At 71.5% G+C, this 13,932-nt stretch carries 8 protein-coding genes; 7 read left to right on the plus strand and 1 reads right to left on the minus strand.

What is annotated here, in order from left to right; translation table 11 throughout:
• Positions 1-103 precede the first annotated feature (103 nt).
• The 4 genes from CRP56_RS30980 to CRP56_RS30995 all read left to right on the plus strand — a co-directional run bounded on the left by CRP56_RS30980 (position 104) and on the right by CRP56_RS30995 (position 6,915).
• Positions 104-2,518, plus strand: a complete 2,415-nt coding sequence (locus CRP56_RS30980) for an ATP/GTP-binding protein (RefSeq protein ID WP_097269529.1) — start codon at positions 104-106, stop codon at positions 2,516-2,518.
• A gap of 94 nt (positions 2,519-2,612) precedes the next feature.
• Positions 2,613-4,205: a PucR family transcriptional regulator gene (locus tag CRP56_RS30985; protein WP_097269531.1), complete on the plus strand. Its 1,593-nt coding sequence runs from the start codon at positions 2,613-2,615 to the stop codon at positions 4,203-4,205.
• 169 nt (positions 4,206-4,374) lie between these two features.
• Positions 4,375-5,286, plus strand: coding sequence for a hypothetical protein (locus tag CRP56_RS30990; protein ID WP_097269533.1), 912 nt, complete (start codon positions 4,375-4,377; stop codon positions 5,284-5,286).
• A 183-nt stretch (positions 5,287-5,469) separates the two neighbouring features.
• Positions 5,470-6,915 (plus strand): aldehyde dehydrogenase family protein, encoded by a 1,446-nt coding sequence (locus CRP56_RS30995; protein WP_097269535.1) that lies wholly within the window; start codon positions 5,470-5,472, stop codon positions 6,913-6,915.
• 111 nt (positions 6,916-7,026) lie between these two features.
• Here the strand turns inward: CRP56_RS30995 and CRP56_RS31000 are convergent, their stop codons facing one another.
• Positions 7,027-9,867 (minus strand): glycoside hydrolase family 3 C-terminal domain-containing protein, encoded by a 2,841-nt coding sequence (locus tag CRP56_RS31000; RefSeq protein WP_097269537.1) that lies wholly within the window; start codon positions 9,865-9,867, stop codon positions 7,027-7,029.
• Positions 9,868-10,192: 325 nt separating this feature from the next.
• Here CRP56_RS31000 and CRP56_RS31010 point away from each other — a divergent pair, with 325 nt between their 5' ends.
• The 3 genes from CRP56_RS31010 to CRP56_RS31020 are packed head-to-tail and all read left to right on the plus strand — an operon-like array spanning position 10,193 to position 13,881.
• A complete protein-coding gene (locus CRP56_RS31010) occupies positions 10,193-11,887 on the plus strand; it encodes an extracellular solute-binding protein (protein WP_097269539.1) in 1,695 nt (564 codons plus the stop codon).
• Positions 11,888-11,914: 27 nt separating this feature from the next.
• Positions 11,915-12,949: an ABC transporter permease gene (locus CRP56_RS31015; RefSeq protein WP_097269541.1), complete on the plus strand. Its 1,035-nt coding sequence runs from the start codon at positions 11,915-11,917 to the stop codon at positions 12,947-12,949.
• Entirely contained in the window at positions 12,946-13,881 is a 936-nt protein-coding gene (locus CRP56_RS31020) for a carbohydrate ABC transporter permease (RefSeq protein WP_097269543.1), read from the plus strand. The genes CRP56_RS31015 and CRP56_RS31020 overlap by 4 nt, the downstream gene beginning before the upstream one ends.
• Positions 13,882-13,932: the final 51 nt, after the last annotated feature.

Below are 13,932 nucleotides of genomic sequence, written 5' to 3' on the forward strand. Positions count from 1 at the left end.
TCCGCTGCGTGGACCTCGGCCGCGTAAGCGGTGAACTCCCCTTGCGGGGGCGTTAGATTGACCGCTGACGGTGGACGGAACGGCTGGTCAGGGAGCAGGGGCGATGGACAGCGACGGGACGCAGGACGCTCGGGGTACGCATGCGAACCCGGTGCCTCGTCCGGCGGGACCACCGGACGTGCCGAGGGTGCCGCCGCAGCCGGGGCAGAGCCCGGGCGCGCTGGTGGCCGGCTGGCTCAACGAGAAGCGCCCCGAGGCCGAGCCCGGCATCTGGCGGTTCGGCTATCAGCGGCCGAAGGCGGCCCGCAAGGCCGAGCGGCTCTCCCCGGTGACCGTCGCGGGCATGCTGATCCCGCTCGTCGTCGGCATCGTGTTCTGGTCCTTCTGGCGACGCGGTGAGGTGCCGTACGAGTTCACGGTGCTGCGGCTGTTCACGCCGGACGACTGGTGGTGGGGCGGGACACTGGCCTCGCCCAAGGAGCTGACGGGGCAGCCGGTCCCGTACCCCGGCGTGGAGGCGCTGGAGGTCTACAGCGGCCTCTCCTTCGCCGTGCTCGTGTACCTGGTGATCCGGCTCGGCGGCTGGGCCGTCGTCGCCCGGCACTTCGTCGGCCGCAAGGCACAGCCCGCGCGGGCCCTCATCGCCGCCCTGTGCGCCCTGATCGCGCTCAGCTTCGTCTTCCCGGACGCCTTTCCCGTCGTCGGCTGGGACCCGGTGCCCGTCGTCACCCCGCTGTTCTCCCTGCTCGTGCTGATCACCGACGGGTACGGGGTGTACGGCTCGCCCTCGAAGCAGCTGCTCGACACCGCCGTCGTCGTCCTCGTCCTGCTGCCCTTCGCCCGCCTCGGCGGCTGGCTGCCGCTGGTCCGCACCTGGCTCGCCGACCGCCGCCACACCGCGCACGGCCAGGACCCGGCCGTCGTCGCCGAGCAGCCCCGCGCCCGCTGGCCCGAGCTGCGCGAGGCCGGCCAGTACCAGGCCGCCGACCTGCTCGCCGGTGAGCTGCTCGCCGGGCGGATGAACGACGTGGACTGCGCCCGCATCGAGCACGGCTGGCACCGCGCCCGACGGCTGGGCCGGCTCGCCGACTTCACGGACACGGTGCTGCGGCAGGGCGCCGCCGCCTTCACCCACCCCTCCGGCGCCCGCGACCTCGCCCACCGCGCCGCCCGGCACGACCTGCTCACCGGCCAGGTCCGCATCGGCCGCTGGGCCGAGGCCGAGCGCACCCCGCTGGCGTACGGCGGGGTCGGCGCCGCCCTCGGACCGGAGACCCTGCGCACCTCGCTGCTGGTCGTCGGCCCGTCCGGCGCCGGCAAGACCCGGCAGGTGATCGCCCCGGTCGCGGAGTCCCTGACGCTCCAAGCCCTCACCGGGAGCTGCGCGGTCGTCGTGGTGTGCGGCGCGGGAACGCCGCTCGGCCCCGACTCCGCCTACGACGTGGTCGTCCGCGTCGGCGACCCCGCCTCCGTGCACGACCTCGACCCCTACGCCGAGGTCGACGACCCCGACGAGGCGGCCGGGTTCCTCGCCGAGGCGCTGGCCGGCGACCTCGACACCGTGGGCGCCGAGCGTGCCGCACGGCCCCTCGCCCAGCTGCTGGGCCCCTACCGGGCCGCGTACGGGCGCTTCCCGACCCTGCCCGTCCTGCGCGAACTGCTCGAAGGGGACCCCGCCGCCCTCGCCGACCTCCGCGCGCGGCTCGCCGACGACCGGCACGCGGCGATGCGCCGTGAGCTGGACGCCCGTGTCCGGCAGACCGGCGCCCCCGGCGACCCCGGTCCGGCGCTCGCCGACCGGCTCGCCCTGCTGGACCGGCCCGCGTTCGACGGCTTCTTCGGCTCCGGCTCCGACGTCTTCGGCGGCGACACCCTCCGCCCGTTCTCCCTGGGGGCCATCGCCCACCACCCGCTCCGGGTCCGCATCGACCTGCCCCGGCACGGCCACGAGGAGGCGGCGCGGCTGCTCGCCCGGCTGGTGCTGGCCCAGTTCGCGCGGGTCGCGCAGGAGGGGGAGGGGGTCCGCGACCACTTCGTGAGCCTCGTCCTCGACGACGCCACCGGCACCGTCACCCCCGGGTCGCTGCGCCGGATCCAGCGGCTGCGCGCGCGGAACGCCGGCGTGGTGCTGGCGCTGCGCTCGGTCTCCGACGTCCCCGAGGCCCTGCACGGGCCGCTGTACGGGGCGGTCGGCTGCCGGATGGCGCTGTCCGGGGTGACGACCTGGGACGGCAGCCGCTTCGCCGAGGCCTGGGGCACGGAGTGGGTGGAGACCAAGGACGTAGCCCAGCACACCGTCTTCGCCGACCAGCCGATGACCCGGCTCATGCACTCCCTGCGCAAGCTGGTCACCGGCAAGGCCGTGACCACGGAGGCGGTCACCGTCCGCCAGGTGGAGCGGGAGCGCTGGTCGGCGTCCGAACTGGCGCACTCGGTGCCGCCGGGGCACGCGGTGCTGTCGCTGACCACCGTCAAGGGGGAGCACGCGCCGCCCCTCCTGGTGGACCTGAGGGGCTGAGTCCGACCGTACGGTGAGGCAGAATCGGCACAGGCCGTTCATACATCGCGGCCAAATGATCACATCGGCCGCACCTCACTGATCTGAAGGCCTCATGCCTCCCACCCTCGCCTCGCTCGTCCACCACTCCGCGCTCAAGCTGACCGTGCGCGCGGGCGAGGACCGCCTCGACGTCCCCGTCCGCTGGGCGCACGTCAGCGAGCTCGCCGACCCCGTGCCGTACATGGAGGGCGGGGAGCTGCTGCTGATCACCGCGCTCAAGCTGGACGCCGAGGACCCGGAGGCGATGCGGCGGTATGTGAAGCGCCTGGTCGGCGCCGGGGTCGTCGGGCTCGGCTTCGCGGTCGGCGTCAACTACGAGGACATCCCCGAGGCGCTGGTGGACGCGGCGGAGGCGGAGAGGCTGCCCCTGCTGGAGGTCCCCCGGCGCACTCCGTTCCTCGCCATCAGCAAGGCCGTCTCCGCCGCCATCGCCGCCGACCAGTACCGCGCGGTGACGGCCGGGTTCGCCGCCCAGCGCGAGCTGACCAAGCAGGCGCTCGTGGAGGGCCCCGAGGGGCTGCTCGCCGCGCTCGCCGCGCAGGTCGACGGGTGGACGGCGCTGTACGACGCCTCGGGCGCCGTCGTCGCCACCGCGCCCGAGTGGGCCGGACGGCGGGCCGCGCGGCTGACCGCGGACGTGGAGCGGCTGCGCGAACGGCCCGCACCGGCGTCGTCGGTGGTCGCGGGCCCGGCGGACGAGGACCGCGTCGAACTGCACTCCCTGGGCACGGGCCGGCGGCCCCGGGCCGCGCTCGCGGTCGGCACCGCCTCGGCCCTCGGCACGGCCGAGCGGTACGCCGTCCACTCCGCGATCGCCCTGCTGACGCTCACGACGGAGCGGTCACGGTCGCTGCACGCCGCTGAGCAGCGGATCGGGACGGCGGTGCTGCGCATGCTGCTGGCGGGGGAGCCGGACCACGCCCGGGCCGTGGCCGGGGATCTGTACGGGGCGCTGCTGGACGCGCCGTTCCGGGTGGTGATCGCCGAGGCGGGGTCGGCGCTGCGGGGGTCCGAGGCGGGCGGCGCCGACAGCGATCCGCTGGGGGCGCTCACCGAGGCCGTGGAGTCGGCCGCCGCGCGGGCCGGCGAGGCCGTGCTGGTCGTGCCCGAGGGCGAGCGGCTGGTGGTGCTGGCCGCGGACGGGGGAGCGGCCGCCGAGGCGTGCGGGGAGTACGGAGCCGCCGTCGAGGCCGCTCGGGCGGGCGACCAGGGCGAGGGCGAGGAACTCGTCGTCGGGGTGTCGGCGCCGGTCGGGCCGGTGGCCGCGGGAGCCGCGTACAAGCAGGCCGAGCAGGCGCTGTCCGTGGCCCGGCGGCGGGGCCGGGTGTACGTGGAGCACGAGCAGCTGGCGGCGGGGTCGGTGCTGCCGCTGCTCGCCGACGACGCGGTGAAGGCGTTCGCGGACGGCCTGCTGCGGGCGCTGCACGAGCACGACGCGACCGGCCGCGGTGACCTGGTCGCCTCCCTGCGGGCCTGGCTGTCCCGGCACGGCCAGTGGGACGCGGCCGCCGCGGACCTGGGCGTCCACCGGCACACCCTGCGGTACCGGATGCGGCGGGTGGAGGAGATCCTCGGCCGCTCCCTGGACGATCCGGACGTACGGATGGAGCTGTGGCTGGCGCTGAAGGCGACGGCGTCGGAGTAGGCGGCCCAGGAGTTCGGGGCGCGGCGGTCCCAAGGGTTGGCCGAAACCACAACTGTCGTCTCCTGAAACACGGTTGTCGTGACCCCCACTCATTGGCAGACTCACCGCGCCGGTCCGGGGAGAGCGCTCCCACCGGCGACGGGGCACCTTCATCAGCAGGGGGATATCCATGAGAATCAGCGCGCCCGCACGCGTCCTGGCCCGAGCCGCGGCCGTCCTCGCACTGACCGTGAGCATGGCCGCCGGTACGACCGGTCTGCTGTCCGGCACCGAGGCGCACGCCCTGCCCGTCACCGACGGGACGTTCGCCTTCAGCGGCGACGAGGGCGACTACATCAGCGGCGGCCAGTCCTACGCGTACTCGACCGCGTCCCAGGACCGGCTGAACATCTCCGCCGACACCGCCGGGAACGGCGTCCACCTCAGCGTCGACGGCGCGCACGGCGACTGGTGGTCCCTGGACCTCACGGCGCCGTCCGGCCAGACCCTCGCGCCGGGGACCTACACCGGAGCCACCCGCTACCCGTTCAACGGGCCGGCCGAGCCCGGCCTGAGCCTCGACGGGAACGGGCGCGGCTGCAACACGCTCACCGGCGAGTTCACCATCACGGACGTGGAGCTCGGCCCGCAGGGTTACGTCAAGAAGCTCGACGCCAGCTTCGTCCAGCACTGTGAGGGATTCACCCCCGCGGCCCGCGGCGAGGTCCACATCGACAACCCGGCCCCGCCCGCGGAGCTCGACCTCGGCCTCGCCGTGGCCCTGGACGGCACCGCGAGCACGCTGAACGGCAAGGCCACCGTGCACGGGACGGTGAGCTGCAACAAGCCGGTGCGGGTGGACGTGGCGGGTGACGTCACCCAGGTGAAGAACCGGAAGATCATCCGCGGCTCCTTCAGCACCTCCGTCTCCTGCACGCCGGGCACCGCGGCGGCCTGGACCGCGACGGCCGTACCCACCGGTGACGTTCCCTTCCAGCGCGGTGACGTCGAGGTCGAGGGCCGGGCAACGGCGACGGACCCGGACTACGACCAGCCGGTGAGCGTCAGCGAGACGGTCGCCGTCCACCTCAAGCGAGCCTGATCCCACCGCCACGTTCCCCTGCCCGCCCATCGCCTGTCGATGGGCGGGCAGGGCTCTGTCCAAACCGGCACACCCCCACCCCCCACCACTCCACCCCGGACAAACGCCCCGTCGACTCCTCGCCCCTACGGTGGAGGCGCAAGCCGCGTACACACCCCCGACAGCGAAGGGCCGGACTCGCACATGACTTCCACCACCGCCTTCTGGCTCGCCGGCCGCCAGGTCACCGGCGAGGACAGCTTCGACGTCACCTCGCCCTGGGACGGCCGCGTCGTCGGCACGGTGAGCGTGCCGAGCGACGCGCAGACCGAGGAGGCCGTCGCCGCCGCCTACGCCGTACGGGACGAGTTCGCCGCCACCCCGGCGCACGTCCGCGCCGCCGCCCTCGACCACGTCAGCCGGCGGCTCGTCGAGCGCACCGAGGAGATCGCGCGGCTCATCTCCGCGGAGAACGGCAAGCCGATCAAGTGGGCCCGCGGCGAGGTCGGCCGGGCCGTGTCCGTGTTCCGGTTCGCGGCCGAGGAGGCCCGGCGCTTCAACGGCGGCGAGGCCCAGCGCCTCGACACCGACCTCGGCGGCCAGGGCCGGCTCGCGCTCACCCGGCGCTTCCCGAAGGGCGTCGTCCTCGGCATCGCGCCTTTCAACTTCCCGCTGAACCTGTGCGCCCACAAGATCGCCCCGGCGATCGCGGCCGGCGCGCCGATCATCCTCAAGCCCGCTCCGGCCACCCCGCTCTCCGGCCTCATCATCGGCGACCTGCTCGCCGAGACCGAACTGCCGGCCGGGTCCTGGAGCATCCTCCCGGTGCCGAACGACCGGATGCCCGCCCTCGTCCAGGACGAGCGTCTGCCGGTCATCTCGTTCACCGGCTCCGAGAAGGTCGGCTACGCGATCATGGACTCGGTGCCGCGCAAGCACTGCACCCTGGAGCTGGGCGGCAACGGCGCGGCCGTCGTCCTCGGTGACTTCGCCTCCGACGCGGACCTCGACTGGGCCGCCACCCGTATCGCCACCTTCTCCAACTACCAGGGCGGCCAGTCCTGCATCTCCGTGCAGCGGGTCATCGCCGACGCGTCCGTGTACGACCGGCTGCTGCCGCGCATCGTCGCCGCCGTCGAGGCCCAGGTCACCGGCGACCCGAGCGACGACAAGACCGACGTCGGCCCGCTGGTCAGCGAGGACGCGGCCAAGCGCGTCGAGGCGTGGGTGAAGGAGGCCGTCGAGGCCGGTGCCACCCTGCTCACCGGCGGCGACCGCGACGGCGCCTCCTACGCGCCGACCGTCCTCACCGACGTACCGGCCGACACGACGATCTCCTGCGAGGAGGTCTTCGGACCCGTCCTCACCGTGCAGAAGGCGGACGGGGAGGCGGCGGCCTTCGCCGCCGTGAACGACTCCAAGTACGGCCTCCAGGCGGGCGTGTTCACCCACGACCTCCAGGCCGCCTTCCGCGCCCACCGCGCCCTCGAGGTCGGCGGCGTCGTCATCGGCGACGTGCCCTCCTACCGCGCCGACCAGATGCCGTACGGCGGCGCCAAGCAGTCCGGTGTGGGCCGCGAGGGCGTGAAGTTCGCGATGGACGACTACACCTACGAGCGGGTGCTGGTCCTCACCGGTCTCGCGCTCTGAGGACCCCCTCTAGCTAATGGGAACCATTTTCATATAGGCTCCGGGAAAGGGGCCCGGCACCGCTGCCTTCCGGTGCCGGGCCCCTTCTTGGTGCCGGGCTTCTCCGGACCCTCAACCGGAGAAGCCGACCCGCGCGAGCCGCAAAGGGCCGCGCAGCCTGAGGTGGACGTCGTGCACACCGGAGGCGGGCAGCTCCGCCGCGAGCGTCACGTAGTCGTACGGTCCTGACGTGGGCGCCTTCGGTGAGAGCGCGACCGAGGTCGCGCCGCCGTCCAGCGACACCTCCACCGTGCCCTCGCCCGCCACGCTCACCGTCACCTCCGTGACGCCCGGCCCGAAGTCGCAGGCGCGGTAGAGCAGTTCGGCCGTCCGGCCCGGCGCCGGTGTCACCGCGTCGCCCACCGTCTTCGTACGGTCGACGATCTCGGCGCCGCTCTGCTCGTCGAAGTCCGCCCCGTCCAGGCCGCGTTCGGTCACCGGACGCGGACCACCCGGCTCGCCCTCCAGGACGACCGTCGTCCGCAGCCGGACGTCCTCGCTCGACGCGCCCACCAGCAGCTCGTACGGCCCGGGTTCGAGACGGGCACGGCCCTGGGCCACGTCCCAGAACTCCAGCTCCGACAGAGGGACTTCGAAGTCCAGGGTCACCTTCTCGCCCGGCGCCAGCGTCACCCGGCGGTGCGCGGCCAGCGCGCGACGCGGGCGCGGCACGGACGGGTCCACGGCCCGGGTGTAGAGCTGGGCGACCTCGTCGGCGGTCACCTCACCGGAGTTCGTGACCGTGAAGGACACGTGCAACGCCGCTTCCCCGACACGGGAGTTCAGATCCGTGTACGCGAACGACGCGTACGACAGCCCGTGGCCGAACGGGAACAAAGGCGTGCCCTCGAAGTACTGGTACGTCTGCCGGCTGCCGATCACGTCGTAGTCGAGCAGGTCCGGCAGGTCGGCGTCGTCCTCGTACCAGGTCTGCGGGAGGCGGCCCGCGGGGGACACGTCGCCGGCGAGGACCCGGGCCAGGGCGGTGCCCGCGGCCTGGCCGGCGTGGGCCGTCCAGAGCGCGGCGCGCAGCGGAGCGCTGTCGACGGCGTACGGGTAGGCGGAGACCAGGGCCAGCACCGTGTTCGGGTTGGCGGCGCGGGCGGCGCGCAGCAGCCGCTCCTGGTGGGTGGGGAGCGCGAGGGTCGTACGGTCCTCGGTCTCACGGCCGTTGAGGTGCGGGTCGTTGCCCGCGACCACGAGGACCACGTCGGCCTCGGCGGCGACCCGGGCCACCGCGTCCGCGCCCCGCTCGACGACGATCAGCTCGAAGATCTCCGGCGGTTCGGAGATTTCCGCGTTCTCATCGGCAACCTTTACTCCGTCGGCGGCGACAGAGACGTGGCGACCCGTGCCGACGTGCCGGAGGAGGTGTCCGTTCTCGTGGGGTTCGAGCCGGAACGTCTCCTGGACGATCCAGCCTCCGGGCTGGTCGGCGGCGGCACGGACGTAGCCGTCTTCGGCGACCGAGAGATAGCGGCCGTCGGGGGCGCGCAGGGTCAGCAGGTCCTCGCCCCAGTCGACGAGGGCGAGTTCGGTGCCGGTCGCGTCCGTGGTCAGCGGTGCCAAGTCGGTGCGGCCCGCGAGCAGCGCCGGGTCGAGGGCGCCCTCGGCGCCGCGCACCTGGTCGTCGGCGTCCGCGGCCGGGACGTGGACATAGGCGCCGGTCGACGTTCTGAGCAGGACGCGGTCCACGCCCTCCGCGAACTCCACGCGCTCGGCGCCGAACCGCTCGTACAGGCCCTCCAGCGGGGTGGAGCGGTGGATCAACGTGCCGCTGTACCAGTCGAGTTTGCACTCGTCGGCGAGCAGCCCGACCACGGCGAGGCGGGTGTCGGGCGCGAGCGGCAGCACCCCGTCGTTGCGCAGGAGAACGATCGCCTGCTCGGCCGCCTCCTGGGCGAGGGCGCGGTGTTCGGGGGTGTCGAAGGCGCCCGGCTCGTCGTAGCCGTCGAACTCGCCGAGCCGGAAGCGGACCGAGAGCTGGCGGCGGACCGCCGTGTCGATGTCGGCCTCGCTCAACAGGCCCTGTTGGTAAGCCCCCTTGACCCGCGCGATGATCTGCGAGCTGTCCGTGCCGTGGTCGGTGAAGCTGTCGACGCCGGCCAGCAGCGCGGCGGCCGTGGCCTCCTCGTGGGTGTCGAAGTAGTGCTCGGGATCGACCAGGTTGGAGGGCGCTGCCGCGTCCGAGCAGACCAGCAGGTCCTCGTTCGTCCAGGTCCGCAGATGCTCGCGGAGGTGCGGACCGACGTGGTTGGGGCGGCCGTTGACCAGGTTGTACGCGGGCATCACCCCGGCCACCGCGCCCGCCTCGACCGTCTCCCGGAAGGCGCGCAGATCGTACTCGTGCAGCACGCGCGGGCGCACCGAGCTCGACGAAGTGGATCGGTCCGTCTCGTTGTTGTGGGCCAGCCAGTGCTTGAGGACGGGGGCGGTGCGCCAGTACGCGGGGTGGTCGCCGCGCAGGCCGCGGGTGTACGCGGTGGCGATCGCGGAGGTCAGCTTCGGGTCCTCCGAGTAGCCCTCCTCGTTGCGGCCCCACAGGGGGTGACGCAGCAGATTGACGGTCGGGGACCAGACGTTCAGGCCCACCCGGTCGTCGCGCGCCCGCATCGCGCGGACCTCCTTCGACACCGCGTCGCCGACCTGTCGTACGAGATCGGTGTTCCAGGTCGCGCCGAGCCCGACCGCCTGCGGGAACACCGTCGCCGGGCCCATCCAGGCCACGCCGTGCAGCGCCTCCTGGCCGGTGCGGAACGCGGCGATGCCGAGGCGCTCCACGGCGGGCGTGAACTGGTGCAGGAACGCGGTCTTCTCGTCCAGGGTGAGCCGGGACAGCAGATCGTCGATGCGCTTCGCGATCGGCAGCTGCGGATCTCGGAAAGGCGGCGTGGGCGGCGTCTGTGCGGTCACGTGGGGTTCCCCTTGGAGTGGAGCATCGAAGCTCTTTCGAAGCGCTTCGATGCTCATTCGACCCAGGGGCGGGTGTCAAGGGAGCGGCAGCGCTACTTCAAGGCGTGCATAAGAAAAGGTCTGTTCCGCGACCTCTCAGGAATCTTGGAACCGACCCTTGTGCGCCCCCAGGGCTTCACTTAACCTCACAGCAACATCGAAGCGCTTCGACTATGCAGCGACCGTAACCGTCGAAGGAACGCTTCGGCTCAGCCAGTTCCACCGAAGACACCGCAGCCGACGGCCCCCCGCCGGGTGTCCTGGTGCGCCACGAAGGGTTGACGCAATGACGCCGAACGCCGCTTCCGCCTCCTCGGGAACCAGCCGGAGAAGCTTCCTCGCCTCCACGGCGGTCGCCACCGCAGCGGTGGCCGGGGGGATGCCCCTGCTCGCCGCCTGCGGCGGTTCGGAGGGTGGCTCACGCGAGGGCACCACCTCGGGCAAGAACGCCAAGAAGATCCTCCCGGCGTACGTGGCCAGCAACGTGGTGCAGCCGGACATCCCGGCCAAGAACGGCTCGGCGATGGGCTTCACGTCCAAGCTCGACGTCGCCGGCCTCAAGACCTCGGTCCCCGAGAAGCTCGGCAAGGGCGGCAAGGTCACCGTCATGTCGCCGTTCTGGGGCTCGCCGCCCAAGGACAACAACCCCTACTACACGTCGATGAACGACCTGATCGGCGTCGACGTCCAGTGGCGCAACCAGGACGGCAACACCTACGACCAGAAACTCGGCGCGGTCCTCGCCTCCAGCGACGTCCCGGACATGGTGGTCGTCCCCGGCTGGAACATGATGGGCAAGATACCGAGCGCCATCATCAGCAAGTTCGCCGACCTCGGCCCGTACCTGTCCGGCGGCAAGATCAAGGAGTACCCCAACCTCGCGGCGATCCCCAGCGACGCCTGGCAACGCTCCATCTTCGGCGGCAAGTTGATGGGCCTGCCGATGCCCGCCGGATACGTCGGCAACATCGTGCCGCTGTACCGCCAGGACATCTTCGACAAGGAGGGCTACGAAATCCCGCGGTCCGCCGACGACTTCCTGGCCCTGTGCAAGGACATCACCAACGCCCGGGCCAAGCGGTGGGCCTGCGGCGACATGAAGTGGACCGCGTTCGGCAACTTCGGGGTGCTCGGCGGCGGTGAGAAGCCGCTGTGGTGGAACCTCGTCGACGGCAAGCTGATCAACCGCATCGAGACCCCGCAGTACCTGGAAGCCATCGAGTGGACGCGGAAGCTGTTCGCCGCCAAGGTCGTCCACCCCAACTTCTACCTGGGCAAGGGCCAGATCGGCGACCCGGCCCCCATGTTCGCCGCCGGCGAGTTCCTGATCTGGAACAACGACATCTCCAACTGGTACGGGCAGCAGGCCTCGTTGATGGCCCAGAACCCCGACGTCAAGGTCTGGGGCATGGACGTCTGGGGGCACGACGGCGGGAACCCGACGCTGTACGCCACGAACCCTGCCAACATCTTCGCCTTCGTCAACAAGAAGGCCTCCGAATCCGTCATCCGCGACGCGCTGGCGGTCGCCAACGTCACCGCGGCGCCGTACGGCACCAAGGAGTGGATGATGACCAACTACGGCGTCGAGGGCACCCACTACACGCTCAAGGACGGCGTGCCGGTCAAGACCGACAAGGGCAACAACGAGGTCGTCAACGCCTACGTCATGGTCGCGAGCCCCGCGGCGACCATCGCCCACCCCGACCTCCCCGACTACACCAAGGCCATGGTCGAGTGGCAGCAGCGGATGGGCGCCTTCACCAAGAAGTCCTCGTTCTGGGGCCTGCAGATCACCGAGCCCTCCCGCTACACCAACCTCGCCACCGACTTCGAGCAGCTCGAGGACGACATCATCCGCGGGCACAAGAAGATCAGCGACATGCAGCAGGCCATCTCCGACTGGAAGAGCAAGGGCGGCGACAAGCTGCGCGACTGGTACAAGAAGCTGCTCGACGAGAACGGTTCCGCGGCGGGCTGACCCCACTCTGAGGCAAGGAGACCGACCGTGTCGCACAGCACGGTGCCTCGGAGCAGCGCCGAGGCCAGTACACCGGTGAAGACCGCGGCGGCGTCCGGCGACGCCGCCGGCCCCCGGGAGAAACGAGTCACGGGCAGACTGAGCCTGCGGCACAGGTTCCGGCGCGACCGCGTCCTGATCCTCATGACGCTGCCGGCCGTCGTGCTCCTCCTGGTCTTCAGCTACCTGCCCATCCTCGGCAACATCGTTGCCTTCCAGGACTACGACCCCTACATCAGCGACAACGGCATCGTCTCCATCCTGCACAGCCCCTTTGTGGGCATGGAGAACTTCCAGCGGATGTTCGAGGACTCCGCCTTCTGGAACGCCGTCGAGAACACGCTGGTGCTGTTCTTCGTGCAGCTCCTGCTGTTCTTCCCGATCCCGATCCTGCTCGCGCTGCTCATCAACAGCGTGGTCGGGCCCCGGGTGCGGGCCTTCGCGCAGGCCGTCCTGTACCTGCCGCACTTCTTCTCCTGGGTGCTGGTCATCGCCGTCTTCCAGCAGATGTTCGGCGGCGCGGGGATGCTCTCCCAACTGCTGCGGCAGAACGGCCACGACGGCCTGAACATCATGACCAACCCGGACACCTTCCCCTTCCTGCTCACCGCGCAGAGCGTGTGGAAGGACGCCGGCTGGGGGATCATCGTCTTCCTCGCCGCGCTCGCCTCGGTCAGCCCGGACCTGTACGAGGCCGCCGCGATGGACGGCGCCGGACGCTGGCGCCGCATGTGGCACATCACGCTGCCCGCCCTGCGGCCGGTCATCGCCCTGCTGCTGGTGCTGCGCGTCGGCGACGCCCTGACCGTCGGCTTCGAGCAGATCCTGCTGCAACGCGACGGCGTCGGACCGGGCGCCGGAGAAGTCCTCGACACCTTCGTGTGGTGGAACGGCGTCCGCAACCAGGACTTCGGCTACGCGGCCGCCGCGGGCCTGGTCAAGGGCGTGGTCAGCATCGGTCTGGTCCTCGCCGCGAACAAGGTGGCCCATCTCATGGGCGAGCAGGGGGTGTACCAGAAATGACCGCAGTCCTCGACAAACCCGCCCGCGCACCGCGCCGCTGGGCCGCCCCGCCCCGGCCCACCTGGGAGGAGGAGCCGTCCAAGGCCGGCCTCGTGGCCAAGGGCATCGCCCTGTCGTTCGCCTGCCTGGCGATCCTCTTCCCGCTGTGGATCGTGGTCGTCACCAGCCTCTCCTCCCGCAAGACCATCAACGAGGCCGGCGGCCTGGTGCTGATTCCCAAGGGCATCACCTTCATCGCCTACCAGGAGCTGCTCGGCGGCGGCCAGGTCACCCGCGCCGCCCTGGTCAGCATCTTCGTCACCCTGTTCGGCACGCTGTTCTCGATGACGGTGTCCGTCCTGTGCGCCTACGGCCTCTCCCGCAGCGGGACCCTCGGCCACCGCTGGATCCTGATGACGCTGCTGGCCACCATGTTCTTCAGCGCGGGCCTCATCCCCACGTATCTGCTGGTGCAGTCCCTCGGCCTGACCGACAGCTATCTCGCGCTGATCCTCCCGAGTGCGATCAGCGTCTTCAACATCCTGGTGCTGCGCGGCTTCTTCATGGGGATCTCGCAGGAACTCATCGACAGCGCGCGCATCGACGGGGCAGGGGATTTCCGGATCCTGCTGCGGATCGTCATGCCGCTGTCGCGGGCGGTTCTCGCGGTGATCACGCTGTTCTACGCCGTCGGGTACTGGAGCGCCTGGTTCAACGCGTCGCTGTATCTGAACCAGCAGGACATGATGCCGCTCCAGAACGTCATGATCCAGCTGGTGCAGCGGCAGGAGGCGCCGGTGGGTCTGGGCCAGGCGATCCGGACCGGGCAGCTGTCGGGGCTCGCCATTCAGATGGCGGTCATGGTGATGGCGTTGTTGCCGGTGGCGGTGTTGTCGCCGTTTGTGCAGCGGCATTTCAAGAAGGGCATGTTGACCGGTGCGGTGAAGGGTTGACGGGGCGCCTATCGGGTGGGGTGCGTTGACCGGTTGGCGGCTGCTGGATTC

The organism is Streptomyces sp. TLI_55, from assembly GCF_900206255.1.
Classification (GTDB): domain Bacteria; phylum Actinomycetota; class Actinomycetes; order Streptomycetales; family Streptomycetaceae; genus Streptomyces; species Streptomyces aquilus.